This is a genomic window from Hyphomicrobium sp. 2TAF46 (genome assembly GCF_052114865.1).
Lineage (GTDB): Bacteria > Pseudomonadota > Alphaproteobacteria > Rhizobiales > Hyphomicrobiaceae > Hyphomicrobium_B.
Map to the genome: position 1 here is coordinate 481701 of NZ_JBFRFO010000003.1, position 16732 is coordinate 498432.

Consider the following 16732-nt stretch of genomic DNA (forward strand, 5'->3'; position numbering starts at 1 on the left):
ACAAGGTCACTAACTTGACATGCCGCCCCATGTCCATATAAAAACTATACATGTAAAAATTATACGGATAAAACTATGAGGGTTTTGCACACGGCGGATCTGCATCTCGGGCGCCAATTCAATGGCATCCCGCTCGATGAGGATCATCAGGCAATCCTCGATCAGATCGTTGGCACAGTCGTCGATCTTCGCGCCGATGTCCTCATAATCGCGGGCGATATCTTCGATCGCGCGGCCCCACCGGCGGCTGCGGTCCGACAGTTCAATGCGTTCCTGTCACGTATCGCGGCCGAGACGTCTGCCGCCGTTGTGTTGATTGCCGGCAATCACGATTCCGGTGACCGTATCGCATCGATGTCGATCATGACCGACGCGCGCCGTGCGCTCATCCGCGGTGTCGTCAGCGCCGACGAGAAACCTCTCCTTCTCAGCGATGCGCACGGAGTCGTCGCCTTCTCCGGCTTGCCCTTCTCATACGAATTTGCGGCGCGTGAGTGCTTCTCCGACGAAACGATGCAGACACCCGAAGATGTCATGGCCGCACAGGTTGCCTCGGCCCGGCGCAATGTTCCGGAAGGCGCCCGCTGGGTCATCGTCGCCCACGCCTTCGTGGCGGGCGCTGATGGAAGCGACAGCGAACGCCCGCTTGCGCGCGTCGGTGGTGTCGAGACTGTCCGGCCGGACGTCTTCAACGGCGCCCATTACGTCGCCTTGGGCCATCTTCATCGCCCCCAGTTCGTCGGCGTACCGCACCTTCGGTATTCAGGATCGCCGTTGGCTTTCGGATTCGACGAGGCGGACGCGGCAAAATCCATGAGTCTCGTCGAAATCGACGTCGCAGGCAAAACGACAATCGAGGACATACCATTCAAGCCCCTCCGAGGCGTTCGCATCCTCAAAGGCAAGCACGCCGAGCTTCTCCTCGCCAAGCCTTCGGACAATTTCGTCAAAGCTGTTCTCACCGACGAAACTCCTGTCATCGACGCCATGAAGCGCCTGCGCGCGGTGTTCCCGAATGCCTGCGATCTGACCTACCAGCGTGAAGAACGCGCGCCGGAAATCAAGTCCCTCGCAGGAACGGGTGCAAGAGCTGCAGATCCGATCGAGGTGATCGGCGATTTCCTGAACTTCGTCAGAAACGACCCGATGACCGACACTGAGCGGGCGATCGTCGCCCCCGCCCTTCACCTCGCCCAGAACGGTGGGGAAGCGGTATGAGGCCCGTGAGACTGACAATGCAGGCCTTCGGGCCCTATCCGGGACGCGTCGTCGTCGACTTTCGCGATGCCGTCGATGCCGGGCTTTTCGGCATTTACGGCCAGACCGGATCGGGCAAGTCGACTATCTTCAGCGCCATAACGTTCGCGCTATTCGGCGCACCTACGAAGACGGATCAGGACGCGCCGTCGCTCCGCGCGGATCACGCCGACGCCGGCATCCTGACGGAAGTCGAGTTCGTCTTCGACATCGGAGAGCGCCGCTTCGTGATCTGGCGGAAGCCGGATCAGATGCGGCCTAAACAGCGCGGCAGTGGCGAGACCGCGAGCGTGCATGAAGCCAGGCTCTTCGACGCAACAGGCTTATCGGTCGACGAAATCACGGACAACCGCCGAGGCAAGATCATCGCGGAGAAGAAGGTAGGCGTGGTCAATGCCGCCATCTCGGATATGCTGGGCTACGGCGCGGACCAGTTCCGGCAAATCGTTCTGCTGCCGCAAGGCCGGTTCGAAACGTTTCTCGCGGCGAAGACAAAAGACCGGCTCGAAATCCTGCGCGATCTCTTCGATGTATCGCTCTATCGTGATCTTGCGGCCAGGTTGAAGGCAGACGCCGCCAGCGCTGAAAATCATGTGCGCGGAGAACGCGACGCATGCTCACGGGATCTCGCGCGGGCAGGGTTCGAAAGCACCGACGCGCTCGCGGCTGGGATCGTCGAAGCCGAGAGGCGCCACGCGGAACATCTTGAAATCGAGAACGCCGCTCGTCAGGCGTTAGAAGTTGCACAGATCGCACTGCGCGACGCCGAAGCAATCGAAGCAAAATTCAAAGCCGCCGAAACAACCGCGAGCGCGCTTGCCGCGCTTCAGGCAAGCAAGTACGAGGCGGACGCGCTGGCCGAGCGCGTCGCCAAGGCCGAACGGGCGCGTTCCCTGCTCGATGCGGAAGCCCGTGTCACTGAAGCCGCGAACGAAATCTCGAAACTTGAAGAGGAACTGCAAAACGCTCAAGGCAGCGCCGAGAAAGCAGCAAACGCAGCGAAGTTGGCTGCTGAAGCACTGGCCCGCGAGACTGCACGAGCAGGCGAAATCGAAGTCTTGCGCCGGCAGCTCGAAGAACTCGACCGTCACCAACAGACTCTGGAAAAGGCCTCCGGCACGAAAAACGCCGTTGAAAAAATGCATGCCGCCGAACGCAAGGCGAGCGTCGAGTTGGACAGCGCTCAACAGACCTTGACGAGCCTTCAGAATGCACGGGGCGAGAAGTCCGAGCTCCTCAAAGTTGCGCGCGCCACAGAAACACGTCGTCACGAAATTGGCGTTCGATTGGCCGCTTTGCAGGTATCCTTCACCGCTGCCGAGGCATTCGAGAAGGCAGGCAAAGAAATCCTGGCCGCAAACGCCAATGCCGAGAAACTCCACTCGGCGCACGAAACGGCCCAACGCCGCGCTGAGGAGACGCTAACCAAATTCGAGGACGCCGAGCAGAAACTTTCTGCAGCTCAAGCCTTGCATCTCGCCGCGAAGCTTGAAGCCGACACGCCCTGTCCTGTCTGCGGAGCGACCGAGCATCCGGCGCCAGCAACACGCGCACTCGAGAACGTCGAAAGCGATCAGACGTTTCGCGATGCAAAGACCGCTTGGCAGCAGGCGGACTTGGTTGCGCGCGATGTTGCCAAGAAGCTGGCAGCGGCGCGAAGCATCCTGCGGGAGCGTGAAGATCGGCAGTCCGGGATGCAACGGCCCAGCGACAGCGCTGCTGTACTGAACGGCAAAGTTCACGGCGAGCAACAGGCTCTCGACGGTCTCGGCCCGAAAATCGACCTCGGGCGAGCCGAGACCGAAATTGAAGGCCTGGACGGAGAGATCGCTGCGCTCGCGACGACGCGCGATGCGCTGCGCTATGCCTATTCCGAGTGCCAAAAAGCGACGTCCGTCGCACACGCTCGGTTGGAAGAAATGTTGTCCGCCGTGCCGTTGCCGCTGCGCGATCGCACGACCCTTACCGCAACCAGAGAGACGGCTTCTCAGGCGTTGACCGATCGCGAGAGCACAAAGGCAGCAGCCGAAAAAAAAGCATCGGAAACACGCGACGCCACCTTGACCGCGCAAAAGGATCAGCAGGCGGCTGGCAATGCTCTCGCCAGCGGGCGTGAGCGCCAGCAGAAAGCCATCGGCGCCTTCAAATCCCGCCTCGTGGAGGCCGGTCTTTCAGAGGAGGACTTCCGCTCCTTGAAACCGGCGATTGCCTCCATCGACATGGATCGGGCAACCGTCGAACAACACAGCCGCAAGCTCGTGATCGCCAAGGACGCGGCTGAAAATGCCGCCGAAGCCATCCGAGAACAAGTCCGTCCCGATCTCGCCGCCGTTACAGCGAGGCAGAAGGAAGCCGGGGAGAAACTGTCGGACGCGGCTCGCGAGCAACTCGATGCCGAGCTTCGATTGCAAAACCTGACGAAACTCCGCGACGAACTCGCCGACACGCTGCGCAGGCTCGATGCAGCCGAAGCAGCATCCGGCCCCCTCCGCAAACTCGCTGAGCTTGTGAACGGCGAAAACGCGCAGAAGCTCGATCTGGAAACCTTCGCCATCGGCGCGATGTTCGATCAGGTGCTCGAAGCCGCCAACCTGCGCATCGGGCCGATGACGAACAATCGCTATCGGCTGGAGCGCGATCTTGAAGGCGGTCGCGGGCGCCGCGGCCTCGGCATTCAGGTGTTCGACACGTATACGGGCAAGTCGCGACCGACGAGCACCCTTTCCGGTGGCGAAACATTCATCGCCGCGCTTGCGCTTGCGTTGGGCCTCGCCGACGTTGTAGAAAGTGCGAGCGGCAAGATCCGGCTCGACACCATTTTCATCGACGAGGGATTCGGCAGTCTCGACACCGAGAACGGAGCGGGCACCCTCGATCAAGTCCTCCAGGTTTTGAGCAAGTTGGTCAGTCAAAACCGTTCAGTCGGCATCATCTCGCACGTCCCGCTCGTGCAGGAAGCCATCCCGAACGGCTTCTATGTCCGAAAGGACATCACCGGCAGCACCGTCGAATCCCGAGGCGTGATTTGACTGCGGACGGAAAAGTCGTTGCGCCACCCCCATTCATCGGCGGGCGTTTTGGGACTGTATGGGGTCGCTCAGCTCCTCTTGTCATGACGACTGTTTGCGGGTACATACCCCTTCATGGCATCTAAATGTTACTGCATCGCGCTTCGCAAGGCTGAGAGGAGGGTGACATCGGTCTACGATGAAGCCCTGAAACCAGCCGGCGTCAATATTGCGCAATTCAGCCTGATGCGGACGATCGAACGGGAAGCACCAGTCTCGCTAAGTAAAATTGGCAGGTTGGCCGAGCTCGATCGCTCAACCGTTGGCCGGAATGTCAAGGTTCTCGAACGCATGGGTTTTGTAAAAACGCTTCATGGCGAGGACCAGCGTGAGGCAGCTGTAGTGCTCACGGCTCGAGGAAGAAAGGTGCTTGTCGATGGTGCAAAGCTCTGGGACGAAGCCCAGACAACGATCGAGAAAAAGTTGGGCGTCGTCGCTACAAGGCACTTGAGAACACTTCTTCAGACACTCTAATTGCTTGTTCGCATACGGGCACATACCCATATTACCCAACGAGCGTCAGGACTTGCTATGATCTCGACCCGGCTTGCTTCATGGCTCGACACGAAGAACATCCACTACGGGTGGGTCGTCGCCGCGACAACGTTTCTGACCATGCTCGCGACTGCCGGGGCCTTGGGGTCGCCCGGCGTTATGCTGGAGCCGCTCCAACGTGATTTCGGCTGGCAGAATGCTGATATCTCTTTCGCGCTCGCCGTTCGCTTGGTGCTGTTCGGTTTGATGGGCCCGTTCGCCGCGGCGCTGATGAATCGTTTCGGCGTTCGCAACGTCGTCATCGCGGCATTGTCGCTGATTTCCACTGGCCTCCTCGGATCGATGGCGATGATGTCGGTGTGGCAGCTCGTCGTCTTCTGGGGCGTTCTCGTAGGATTAGGCACCGGCATGACGGCGCTCGTCCTCGGCGCGACAGTCGCCACGCGCTGGTTCTCACGACGGCGCGGTCTCGTCGTCGGCATGATGACTGCGAGCACCGCCACCGGTCAGCTTGTCTTCCTGCCTCTTCTCGCCGAGCTGACGCAGCGCATCGGATGGCGCGCCGCTCTTCTCGTCGTCGTGGCGGTCTTGCTTCTCGCTCTGCTCGCCGTCGTGCTCTTTATGCGCGACTATCCCTCCAGTGTCGGCTTGGCGCCGTTCGGCGAAAAGGAAGTCATCGAGCCGCCGAAGCGTGATCACCGCCTTTTGTCGCTATTGTCTTCTCCGTTGGTCGCACTGCGCGAGGCATCGCGGTCACCGACGTTCTGGGTTCTGTTCCTGACCTTCTTTGTTTGCGGCCTCAGCACCAACGGTCTCATACAAACGCATTGGATATCGCTGTGCGGAGATTTTGGAATCGCGCCGGTCGGCGCAGCGGGTATGCTCGCCATGATCGGCGTCTTGGATTTCATCGGTACGATCTTCGCGGGTTGGCTATCGGACCGCTACGACAATCGCTGGCTGCTTTTCTGGTTTTACGGACTTCGCGGACTGTCGCTCCTCTACTTGCCCTTCAGCGAGTTCACGGTGCTCGGTCTGTCGATCTTCGGTCTTTTCTACGGCCTTGACTGGGTGGCGACGGTGCCGCCGACTGTCAAGCTAACGGCCGAACGCTTCGGGCCCGAGCGGGCTACGTTGACCTTCGGCTGGATTTTCGCCGGGCATCAGCTCGGAGCCGCAACTGCTGCATTCGGCGCAGGCGCAACACGCACCATCTTCGGCACGTATCTTCCGGCGCTCTATGTCGCCGGCGTTATGTGCATCGTCGCCGCCTTGCTCGTCATTTCTCTCAAGCCAAGGGCGAAGCTCGAGCCTCAGCTTAAGTTGGCGTAAGGGAACCATCAACCGATCATCGCGTAAGCATCGTTGCGGATGAGAGGCGCCGCAAACACTCTCGAATACACCTGTCCGATCCCAAGGATCAGCGGCTCACGGCGATCGAAGCCGTCAAGTGCGTCGCTGAGTTCTGCGAGTTTACAGCGGACGATCTTTTCATTGCTTCGGCTGAGCGCCGATGCGATCCCGACCGGGGTATCGCCAGACATCCCGATTGCCATAAGTCGCGCCGCGATCTCCCCGGCAAACGGCGCACCCATATAGAAAACCGTCGTCGTCGATGGATCAGCGATTGCTTGCCAGTCGATGGCCTCGGGCAGCCCGCCATTTTTGGAATGACCTGTGACGAAGCGCACGGACTTGGCATGATCGCGATGCGTGAGTGAAATTCCAAAGGCGGCGGCCATTGCGGATCCCGCGGTGATCCCCGGCACGATTTGTGCGTCGACACCAGCGGATGCGAGATACGACATCTCCTCGCCGGCTCTTCCGAAGATCGCGGGGTCACCCGATTTCAGACGAACGACGTGCTTGCCGGCACTTGCGTGTTCGAGCATCAGTCTATTGATGTCGTCTTGACGGCAACTTGGTCGGCCGCCTCTCTTGCCCACACAAATGAGTTCTGCGTGTCTCGGCGCCAGTTCGAGAACGGCGTCGGAAACAAGAGCATCGAATAGAATAACGTCGGCGCTTTCAATGGCGCGCACCGCCTTGACCGTCAAAAGCTCCGGGTCTCCCGGCCCCGCGCCGACCAGCGTCACGCAGCCCCGTGGCCGGACGCGATCACTTTTGCTTTTGGAACGGTCTGTCGATTTAGAAGCCATTCTGCTCAGATTAGCGAACGTGATCGACGCCGCTCTCAGAGCCCACTGGACGACGCCGAGCAAGGAATGCCCTCTACCCAAAACGCGTTCCGGTAATGATGTCGCGTCAGCATGCATCTGAAAGACCTCCGCCATCTCGTCCCAATCAGCCACCTTAGAAGTTGATCAGCCCACCGACGCTCACGAGGTCGAGCCCCTGGAGATCGGTCAAAGCCTGAGTTCCCGACACGTCGGCATTATAATGCTGAAATTTGAGGTAGAGGGTCATAGCTGCAGCATCGATTTCCTGCGCAATGCCTCCGCCATATCGGGAGAATTTGCTTCCCGTCGCACCTAACGCAAGTGCTGTCGGACCTAATTGATCGTCGTACTCGGCGTAGTCGCCGTAGACGATCGTGGCACCCAGTGCCATCCATTGCCGCCGGATACCGGACTTGACGTACCACTGATGACTGTCGGGCGCGGCATGACCATTCGTCAGAAGCGCGTTGTTGTTGTCTTCACGACCGTAGGCCGCATGCACGAAAAGGCCCGTCGGTTGGTGCTCGAGATAGCCGCCTGCCTGGAAGAATTGTGAATCCTTCGACGTCATGACGGCCGTTCCGCTGATGCGCTCGTCGGTATTCTCCGAATAGCCGGCGCCAAGTTGCACCTTGAACTCGTTCCATTGCCCCGCATAGCGCGCTGCGATTTCCCAATCGTCATCTTCGCCCCAGCTCGCCGATACCGAAAATCCTCCAAAGAGGGGAGAATCATATCGTACCGAATTCATAACGAGGCCGTCGCAATCGCCGCCGAGCGGAACGTTCTGGGAATAGCAATACGCGAGCTGGCCCCACGTAAGCCCCGGCACAAGCGCACCGTTTCTCCGAATACCAAACTGCGGAAAGCCGGCGAGGAACGTATAGTTGTCGATGATCTGAGTACCCGACTGATCCGTGAACATCGCAGCGCTCTTCGAAGCGTCCGCTTGCCGGCCGATGCTCACCTTGCCGAGATCCTTGCTCTGCAAATACCAATACGACATCTGGACGTTGAGGCCTTGGTCGAAGTCGGCCGAAGATTGATTGATCGCTGCGCCCGTCGTGGCGTTGCGCCCAAACGGGTTGTCGGAAAGATTCTGAATTCTGAGCGTGTATCCCGCCTTCCAGCCCGGCATGAACTGGGCTTCTCCGGTGAACTTGACATGCGTCGCCTGCGTGGGTCCGAGCCCGTGGAGATAAGCGTTGCTCTCCGCACCATCATCCCACCAGGTCAGCTCCTGGGCGACGTAACCGGATATCGTCAGAGAGACCTTGCGATTACCTTTGCGTGCGGTCGTCGCTTCGAGCTCGGCAACGCGCTCTTCGAGATCGCTGCAGCAATCGCCGCCCAGATCGGCAGCATGTGACGTACTGGACAATCCCAGAAGCGCACCAAACGCCAACGTTAGAGGCAAATATTCGCTTACTCGTTTCAAGGGTCACTCCGCTGCTTCGAGGTTCTGCGCGTCGAGGATGGTTCGAATTTCAGCGCGGCAAGAGCCGCAGTTTGTGCCGGCCTGCAATGTCTCTCCGATCGCCGCGACAGTGCCGCAGCCACGGCGTGCAGCAGCCGCAATCTCATTGGCGCCGACGCCAAAGCACGAGCAGACGGTCGCTCCCTTGTCGGTGGCGCCCGCACCGGGGCGCCCGGCAATCAATCTGAAGCGCGCAGCAGCCCGGGGATGCGGCGCCGTGAGTTGCCCCACAGCCCAATCTCGTGAAACGGCGACCGGCTCTGGAGCCAGAAAGAGCGCGCCCAATAAAGCTTCATCGCGATAGCAGGCGAAGCGATAGCGAGCGCTCTGGCGATCGTGGAATGCGATGGTCTCAGCATTCTCTGACTTGCCGAAAAGGTCGGCGGCTAGAGTTGCCCAATTCTCGCGGGACGTGGCGAAACCAAGCTCTGCGCGCCAGCCTCCGTTACACTTCGCAATTGCCCAATACTCAGCGTCGATGTGCTTGGGCTTCTGAGCAACAACAGCAAATCCGTACGCCTCAGCGACGAAACGTTCGATGCGGACGGCAATATTCTTCGATGCGGGTTGGCCCGAAACAGGATCCACAATCGGGGGCACAAGCGTATCGACGCGCGCCTTCGACGCGAATTGATCAGTCCAGTGCATCGGAACAAAAATCGAGCCAGGTTGCTGGCGCGTCGAGACAAGCGCGCGCACGATGATGAAAGCAGACCCGGTCGAAACCCGAACGAGATCGGCGTCCTTGATGTTGTGGCGCGCCGCATCCTCCGGGTGAATTTCCGCGAACGGTTCTCCGTAATGCTGTGAGAGGCGCTGGCTTTTTCCGGTCCGCGTCAACGTATGCCAGTGATCGCGAATGCGCCCGGAATTGAGCGTCATCGGGAAGGCATGGGTTGTCCGCGGAAGGTCCTCAGCGCCGATTGCGAGGAAGCGCGCCTTTGTGTCGGACGTGAAGAACCTTCCGTCGCCGAATATCCGCGGACGTGGCGCTGAGCCCGCACGGCGGGGCCATTGAACCGGCTCCAGCTGATTGAAATTATCTTCCGAGATATTTTCGAATTCGCCGATATCAAAATCACGAGTTCCATGGTTCTCGAAGGCGGAAAGCGCTGCGTGCTCAGCAAAGATCTCCGCCGGTGATTGAAAACCGAAAGCGGTACCGAAGCCCATGCGCTTCGCCACGTCGCAAATGATCCACCAGTCGGGCCGTGCTTCACCGGGAAGGGAAAGGAAGCTCCGCTGCCGGGATATCCTCCGCTCCGAATTGGTCACCGTGCCGCTCTTCTCGCCCCATGCTGCGGCCGGCAATCGAACATGCGCGTAGCGTATTGTGTCGGTGTTCGCGCTGACGTCAGAGACAACGACGAACGGGCAATTGCGAAGAGCCTCCTCGACATTGCCCGCGTCGGGCATCGAGTCCACGGGATTTGTCGCCATGATCCAAAGCGCCTTGATGCGGCCTTCGGCGACGGCACGAAACATATCGACGGCCTTGAGGCCCGGCTTCGTCGCAACCGTGGGCGATTGCCAGAAGCGTTGGACGCGCTCGCGATCCGCTGGCTTCTCGATGTCCATGTGTGCCGCAAGCATGTTTGCGAGGCCGCCGACTTCCCGGCCACCCATCGCGTTTGGTTGGCCAGTAACGGAAAACGGCGAGGCTCCAGGCTTGCCAATGCGTCCTGTCGCGAGATGACAATTGATGATGGCGTTGACCTTGTCGCTTCCGCATGAGGACTGGTTGACGCCTTGGCTGAAGACCGTGACCGTCTTCTCCGTCCTCGCGAAGAGATCAAAAAAACTTTGAATTACCGCGTGGCTGAGGCCCGTTCGTTCGACGATCGTCAGGGCATCCAGAGCTTCCACGGCATTTAGGGCTTCTGCACACCCCGAAGTGTGAGTCGCGACAAAATCCCGATCGATGGAATCCGTCTCGAACAGATGTTTGAGGAGCCCGACGAAAAGCGTGACGTCGCCATCCGGCTTGATCGGCAGGTGCAGGTCGGCGATGTCGGCTGTCATCGTGCGGCGCGGATCGATCAGCACGATCTTCATGTGCGGCCGCTTCTCTTTCGCGGCGACAATGCGCTGATAAAGGACCGGATGACACCAGGCTAAATTGGAGCCGACAAGCACGATGAGGTCGGCGATTTCCAGATCCTCGTAGCACCCTGGCACCGTATCTGAGCCGAACGCACGTTTGTGTCCCGCAACCGACGATGCCATGCAGAGCCGCGAATTGGTGTCGATATTCGCGGAGCCGATGAACCCCTTCATCAGCTTGTTGGCGACGTAATAGTCTTCGGTCAGCAGCTGGCCCGAAACATAGAGCGCGACCGAATCCGGGCCGTATTCTGCGATTGTCTTCGAGAAGCGCGACGCGACGAGATCGAGTGCCGCGTCCCAACTCGTCCTTTTCCCGCCAACTTCCGGATAAAGGAGCCGCTCGTCGAGAGCGACCGTTTCTCCCAGTGCGGAGCCCTTCGAGCAAAGCCTGCCGAAGTTCGCTGGATGATCTGTATCCCCGCGCACCGTGACCTTGCCACCGGCAGAAACCTCCGCCACGATGCCACAACCGACGCCGCAGTATGGGCAGGTCGTTTTGGTGGGCTGCTGCGCCATCATCGGTGTTTGACCTCACGCCGCACGATCGGCTTTGGCCTCGGCGGCCACAGCGATGAACAGTCGCTCGCCTTCGAGCTTGACGGGAATTGTCCGCACGCTGCCTTCGTCGGCGCCGAGGGCCTTTCCGGTTTCGAGCGAGATAACCCAGTTGTGCAGAGGGCACGCGACGGCGGCACCGTGGACGATGCCCTGGCTCAGCGGCCCGCCTTTATGCGGACAGTGGTCTTCGATCGCAAAGACGCGATCCTCGGCCGTGCGGAACACCGCGATTTTGCCGAGCGGAGTTTCGACACAGCGCGCGCCACGCCGCGGAATGTCGGTAATGCTGCCGATCGATACCCAGCTCATGTCGTCACTCCGCCGCGTCAGCCATGCCGATCGTCGCCATCGGCTTGAATTCATGCTTGTGAAGGCCGGAAACGCGCTCTGACCAGGGATCGACCTGCGCAAATTTCTGCGAATAGACGAAGCGGTCGTAGTAACCGTGGCGCTTGTCGAGATCGTCGAGAATCTGCCGGCGGACTTCTTCGATCGTCACGCGCTTCCCCCACTTGTAGATGCGTTCGAGATAGCGCGCTTGCTCACGATACATCTGGACGAGCGCGACGATGACCTCCAGCGCTTCATCCTCCGTCTTGACGAGGCCGAGCACTTCGGTGCCCTTGATGTCGAGGCCTGCGGCGCCAGCAAAATGAATCTCGTAGCCGGAATCGACGCAGATGACGCCGACGTCCTTGCATGTGGCTTCGGCACAGTTTCGCGGACATCCTGAGACCGCCATCTTGACCTTGGCGGGTGTCCACGAGCCCCACATGAATTTCTCGATGCGAATTCCAAGGCCGGTCGAGTCCTGCGTGCCGAAGCGGCACCAGTCGGTCCCGACGCACGTTTTCACGGTGCGCAGCCCCTTGGCGTAAGCATGACCAGAGACGAAGCCGGCTTTGCCGAGATCGGCCCAGACGGCCGGCAAGTCTTCCTTTCTGACGCCGAGCATGTCGATGCGCTGGCCGCCAGTCACCTTCACGGTCGGAATGTTGAACTTGTCGACGACATCGGCGATGGCGCGCAACTCTTTGGCGCTCGTCACGCCGCCCCACATGCGCGGTACAACGGAATAGGTGCCATCCCTCTGGATATTGGCGTGAACGCGCTCATTGATAAAACGCGATTGGTAATCGTCGGCGTATTCGCCGGGCCAATCACAGACGAGATAGTAGTTCAATGCGGGGCGGCACTTCGCACACCCGCACGAGGTGGTCCATTCAAGCTCCTGCATGACGGCGTAGATGTTCTTGAGGCCTTTGGCTTTGATCAAGCGACGCACGTCATCATGACCGAGCGTCGTGCATCCGCACATCGGCTGCACGGCCGCCGGGTTGTAGGCATCTCCGAGCGTCACAGACATCAGCTGTTCGACAAGGCCGGTGCATGATCCGCAAGACGCGGAGGCCTTCGTGTGCGCACGAACGTCGTCGAGCGACGTCAGGTTTTTCTCTTGAATCGTGCCGACGATCTTCCCCTTGCAAACGCCGTTGCAGCCGCAGATCTCTGCGTCATCGGGCAAGGCTGCAACGGCCGCCATAGGGTCGAGGGGGGCACCTCCCTGATAGGCTTGGCCGAAGATCAAGGTGTCACGCATGTCGGTGATATCGACCTGTTTTTTCTTCAGGTCGTTGAACCACGCTCCATCGGCCGTCTCACCGTAAAGCACAGTACCGATGATGCGGTTATCTTTCAGAACAACGCGCTTGTAGATGCCCGCCGAAGCGTCGCGAAGAACGATCTCGTGGCGATCTTCGCCGTCTGCGAAATCCCCGAGCGAAAAGAGCTCGATGCCTGTGACCTTGAGCTTCGTCGGCGTATCGCTGTGGACGAAGGCAGCCGTGCTTGCCTCATCGGCAAGATGCGCCGCCGCGACGCGCGCCATTTCGTAAAGTGGTGCGACGAGGCCGTAGACATGCCCGCCAACCTCTGCGCACTCGCCGAGCGCGTAAATATCCGGATCCGAAGTATGCATCCCGTTATCCACGACGATGCCCCGGTTCGTCGCGAGTCCCGCTTCTTTTGCGAGGCCAGCGTTCGGCTTTATTCCGGCCGCCATGACGACGAGCGTTGCGGGAATGATCCGGCCATCGGCAAGCTCGACGCCTTCGACCTTCTTGTCACCGACAATGGCCTTCGTATTGGCTTTGCAGATGACTTTGATGCCGCGATCTTCGATGGCCCGTTGCAACAGATATCCGGCCGCTGGATCGAGCTGCCGCTCCATCAGCGTCGGCATCAAATGCAGGACGGTGACGTCCATACCCTGGGCTTCGAGACCGGCGGCAGCTTCGAGCCCGAGCAGGCCACCACCGATAACAACAGCTTTGGCGCGGGCTTGCGCGGCAAGCAGCATCGCGTTGACGTCGTCCAGATCACGGTAGCTCAAGACCCCGGCGAGAGTGTTGCCCGGCACCGGCAGAATGAACGGAACCGAGCCGGTCGCGATAACGAGCTTGTCGTAAGGCTCGACAACACCGTGATCGGACGTCACGGTCTTGGCCTCGCGATCGATCTCGACGATCTTATGGCCCTTGTAGAGGGTGATGCCGTTCTTGATGTACCAGCCGTCGCCGTGAATGATGATTTGTTCGTAGTTTTTTTCGCCCGAGAGAACGGGAGAGAGCATGATGCGATCGTAATTGACGCGCGGTTCGGCGTTGAAGATCGTTACTTCGTAGCGGCGGGGCGCGCTCTCGAGTAAATGTTCGAGCATGCGGCCCGGCGCCATGCCATTGCCGATTATGACGAGTTTCATGCCTGACCTCCCATCGCGATGAGAGATTTGCGAGCGCCGGACGAGTTTGCAGCGCTTTTCTCCATGCGCCGGATGGAAACGTGCATCCAGACGAAGAGCGTCATGACGATCGCGAACAGCAGCATGAAGCAGCTCGTCCAAAGTCCAGTCACCTGATTGAGGAAGCCGAACGCGATCGGCAGGACAAAGCCGCCCAGACCGCCGATCATGCCGACAAGACCACCGACCGAACCGACATTGTCAGGGTAATACGTCGCGACGTGCTTATAGACTGCGGCCTTGCCGATGCTCATGAAGAAGCCGAGCACAAATGCGATGCCGACGAACACCAGCGGACCGATCTCGAAATGCCTGGCGATCGGGCCGTTCGTTCCGTGCATCACATAGTCGGTTGGCGGCAACGACAGGGCAAGCGTTGCGATGGCCGAGACACCGAAGCACCAATACATGACGGTGCGTGCGCCGATGCGATCCGACAAGACGCCTCCATAGGCGCGGAAGATGCTCGCCGGGATCGAATAAGCGGCAGCGATCATGCCGGCTGTTTCGATGTCGAAACCGTAGACGCCGATCAGATAACGCGGCAGCCACAGCGCCAGCGCAACAAAGGCACCGAACGCGAAGAAATAGTAGAAAGAAAAGCGCCAGACGCGGACGTCCTTCAGCGGCGCGAACTCCATTGCGTAAGCCTTGGGCGCGTCGCCTGTCCGGCGGCGCTCAGCGGTGACAGGATCGTCGGTCGTCGTGAACCAGAAGATGATCGCCATGACCGCCAACACGGCGGCCCAGATCAGCGCGACGGCGTGCCATCCCCATGCGACGAGCGCGAACGGCGCGAGAAATTTCGTGACGGCAGCACCGACGTTGCCTGCACCGAAGATGCCGAGCACAGTGCCCTGCTGTCCCTTCTGATAAAACCGCGAGACGTAAGCGATGCCGACAGCGAACGAGCCGCCCGCCAATCCGACGCCGAGCGCAGCCAGCAGCATTTCAGGATAGGTTTGGGCAAAGACGAGGAGCGCCGTTGCAACGCTCGCCGCCAGCATGTTGAGCGTGAAGATCAGACGGCCGCCGTAGCGATCCGTCCAGATGCCTAGAAAGACGCGGGCGAGAGAGCCTGTCAAAATCGGCGTCCCCGCAAGCAGACCGAACTCGGTTTCGCTCAAACCGAGCTCAGCCTTGATGCGGATGCCGATGATCGCGAAGATCGTCCAGACCGCAAAGCAGACTGTGAAGGCGATGGTCGACACCCAAAGGGCACGCCCTTCGGCCGTGGACATCGTCAAAACGGAACTATCCTGTGTGCGCATGAATTGCTCCCGGTCGTAGCGCGGAAAACAAAAAGCTGCCGGCCAAGCGCTCGCGCCCGTCGAAACTGGGTGAGAATGCTTGATCGGCAGCTTTGCCTGGAGCGCCCGCCATTGGACGCCGATGAATTCCTAAGAGCGGAAATCTCGCAACTTAGGCGAGTTGAAACCTTCAACTCGGTTCATGAAACTAGGGATACTGGCGTCGGGAGATGCTTCGCAAGTCCAAACATTCAGCATTTTAGCGCAGCGTCAGTGCAAATTTTGTGCAGTGCACGGTTTGACGCAGATCGCGATGCTCACTGCTTCTGGCTCACGATATAGGCATCGAGCTTGTCGGGATCGAACAGGCCGCCATCGAAAAATCCGTCGGGTCCGAGCACGAGGCTTGCGCCGGAAGAGCCCACCGGAGTCGCGGCCGTCAAGGCACCCTCGACCTTGGCATTCGCAACGGGAAGCGCGATGCCCAAGGGCTTCAACGCGGCACGATAAAGGTCAGGCCGATATGTCTCGCGCGCGATTTGTGCGTTTGCCGCCGTGTGCTGGACTTGCCCCAAACGGACCATCTGTGAATAGAACCAGAGCGCGTGGCTCTTCCACGGGAAGGTCGCACCTTTCGCGAAGGGCACGAAGAAATCACAAACAGCGAAGGTGCGCTCCCCCCCGATGGGCAACTGGCCGCGAAGCGCCGGCAACATCCATCCCGCCGGCTGAGCGACATACAGCTTCTCCGCAAGGATCCGCGCGAGGTCGTCGTGATTGTGCGCATCTCCACACCATTTGGCGGCGTTGCTAAGTGCTCGCAACAATGCGGATAGCGCTTCTGGATTTTCCTCTGCCCAGAGCGCACCCGCACCGAGAACCTTCTCGGGACTCGATCGCCATATCGCAGCTTTCACGGTCGCGATGTGCCCGTGGCCAAGAAGAGCGGCGGCGGTGTTCCAAGGCTCACCAACGCAATAGCCATCGATAGTTCCACTCGCCAATGCGTCGACCATCAGCGGAGGCGGAACAATGACGATCTCAATATCGCGCGACGGATCAATGCCGCAGGCTGCCAGCCAATAGCGAAGCTCGTAGTTGTGGCCCGAGTACGGATGGACGACAGCGAAGCGCAGCGGCGGCTTCCGCTGCGAGACGCGTTCGAGAACGACCTTTTTCAAAGCATGTCCCGCTATCGCCGGGTCGAAGTTCTCCTCTGCGCCGTGCGCCGACATCGCGGCCCAAACCGCATTCGAGACGGTGACCGCATTTCCGCCTTGGCCAAGGGCCATCGGAACGATCGTCGGAACGGCAAGTGGCGTCAGGCCGAGATTGCAGGCAATCGGCATAGGCCCCAACATATGCGCGACCTGAAAGTGTCCAACGGCCAAGCGATCACGGATATTGGCCCATGACATCTCGCGTACCAGCGTGAGGTCGATTCCCTCGGCCTCGGCGAATCCCATCTCCTTCGCCGTGACGAGCACCGCGCTGTCCAGAAGTGGCATGAAGCCGGCGGTGACCTGGTGCGTCTCGGCCAT

General features: G+C 59.9%; 11 protein-coding genes. 4 read left to right on the top strand and 7 right to left on the bottom strand.

Annotation, left to right across the window (positions count from 1 at the left end; genetic code table 11):
* Positions 1 to 75: 75 nt before the first annotated feature.
* From AB4Z24_RS09025 to AB4Z24_RS09040, 4 genes are all read left to right on the top strand, one after another.
* On the top strand, positions 76 to 1218 hold the full coding sequence (locus AB4Z24_RS09025) for an exonuclease SbcCD subunit D (protein WP_441707616.1): 1143 nt from the start codon (positions 76 to 78) through the stop codon (positions 1216 to 1218).
* On the top strand, positions 1215 to 4286 hold the full coding sequence (locus AB4Z24_RS09030; RefSeq protein WP_441707618.1) for an AAA family ATPase: 3072 nt from the start codon (positions 1215 to 1217) through the stop codon (positions 4284 to 4286). Before AB4Z24_RS09025 ends, AB4Z24_RS09030 begins: the two co-directional genes overlap by 4 nt.
* Before the next feature lie 114 nt (positions 4287 to 4400).
* A complete protein-coding gene (locus AB4Z24_RS09035; RefSeq protein WP_441707620.1) occupies positions 4401 to 4799 on the top strand; it encodes a MarR family winged helix-turn-helix transcriptional regulator in 399 nt (132 codons plus the stop codon).
* A gap of 57 nt (positions 4800 to 4856) precedes the next feature.
* Positions 4857 to 6152 carry an MFS transporter gene (locus tag AB4Z24_RS09040; RefSeq protein ID WP_441707622.1) on the top strand — a complete coding sequence of 432 codons (1296 nt, stop codon included), beginning with the start codon at positions 4857 to 4859 and terminating at the stop codon, positions 6150 to 6152.
* Positions 6153 to 6160: 8 nt separating this feature from the next.
* Here AB4Z24_RS09040 and cobA read toward each other — a convergent pair whose 3' ends face one another.
* From cobA to AB4Z24_RS09075, 7 genes are all read right to left on the bottom strand, one after another.
* Positions 6161 to 6916 (bottom strand): uroporphyrinogen-III C-methyltransferase, encoded by a 756-nt coding sequence (gene cobA, locus AB4Z24_RS09045; RefSeq protein ID WP_441707624.1) that lies wholly within the window; start codon positions 6914 to 6916, stop codon positions 6161 to 6163.
* A gap of 217 nt (positions 6917 to 7133) precedes the next feature.
* Complete coding sequence (locus tag AB4Z24_RS09050; protein WP_441707626.1) at positions 7134 to 8438, bottom strand: porin; 1305 nt, start codon at positions 8436 to 8438, stop codon at positions 7134 to 7136.
* Positions 8439 to 8441: 3 nt separating this feature from the next.
* Positions 8442 to 11102, bottom strand: coding sequence for a nitrate reductase (locus tag AB4Z24_RS09055; protein ID WP_441707627.1), 2661 nt, complete (start codon positions 11100 to 11102; stop codon positions 8442 to 8444).
* A 12-nt stretch (positions 11103 to 11114) separates the two neighbouring features.
* Positions 11115 to 11450 (bottom strand): nitrite reductase small subunit NirD, encoded by a 336-nt coding sequence (gene nirD / locus AB4Z24_RS09060; RefSeq protein ID WP_441707629.1) that lies wholly within the window; start codon positions 11448 to 11450, stop codon positions 11115 to 11117.
* A 4-nt stretch (positions 11451 to 11454) separates the two neighbouring features.
* Positions 11455 to 13902, bottom strand: coding sequence for a nitrite reductase large subunit NirB (nirB, locus tag AB4Z24_RS09065; RefSeq protein WP_441707631.1), 2448 nt, complete (start codon positions 13900 to 13902; stop codon positions 11455 to 11457).
* Positions 13899 to 15212 (bottom strand): MFS transporter, encoded by a 1314-nt coding sequence (locus tag AB4Z24_RS09070; RefSeq protein ID WP_441707633.1) that lies wholly within the window; start codon positions 15210 to 15212, stop codon positions 13899 to 13901. Before AB4Z24_RS09070 ends, nirB begins: the two co-directional genes overlap by 4 nt.
* A 296-nt stretch (positions 15213 to 15508) precedes the next feature.
* Positions 15509 to 16732 carry a CmpA/NrtA family ABC transporter substrate-binding protein gene (locus AB4Z24_RS09075; RefSeq protein WP_441707635.1) on the bottom strand — a complete coding sequence of 408 codons (1224 nt, stop codon included), beginning with the start codon at positions 16730 to 16732 and terminating at the stop codon, positions 15509 to 15511.

Coding starts and splice junctions, on each gene's coding strand:
- AB4Z24_RS09025 (WP_441707616.1), top strand. CDS start 76: ATGAGGGTTTTGCACACGGCGGATCTGCATCTCGGGCGCCAATTCAAT.
- AB4Z24_RS09030 (WP_441707618.1), top strand. CDS start 1,215: ATGAGGCCCGTGAGACTGACAATGCAGGCCTTCGGGCCCTATCCGGGA.
- AB4Z24_RS09035 (WP_441707620.1), top strand. CDS start 4,401: ATGGCATCTAAATGTTACTGCATCGCGCTTCGCAAGGCTGAGAGGAGG.
- AB4Z24_RS09040 (WP_441707622.1), top strand. CDS start 4,857: ATGATCTCGACCCGGCTTGCTTCATGGCTCGACACGAAGAACATCCAC.
- AB4Z24_RS09055 (WP_441707627.1), bottom strand. CDS start 11,102: ATGATGGCGCAGCAGCCCACCAAAACGACCTGCCCATACTGCGGCGTC.
- nirD (WP_441707629.1), bottom strand. CDS start 11,450: ATGAGCTGGGTATCGATCGGCAGCATTACCGACATTCCGCGGCGTGGC.
- nirB (WP_441707631.1), bottom strand. CDS start 13,902: ATGAAACTCGTCATAATCGGCAATGGCATGGCGCCGGGCCGCATGCTC.
- AB4Z24_RS09070 (WP_441707633.1), bottom strand. CDS start 15,212: ATGCGCACACAGGATAGTTCCGTTTTGACGATGTCCACGGCCGAAGGG.
- AB4Z24_RS09075 (WP_441707635.1), bottom strand. CDS start 16,732: ATGGCCGAGACGCACCAGGTCACCGCCGGCTTCATGCCACTTCTGGAC.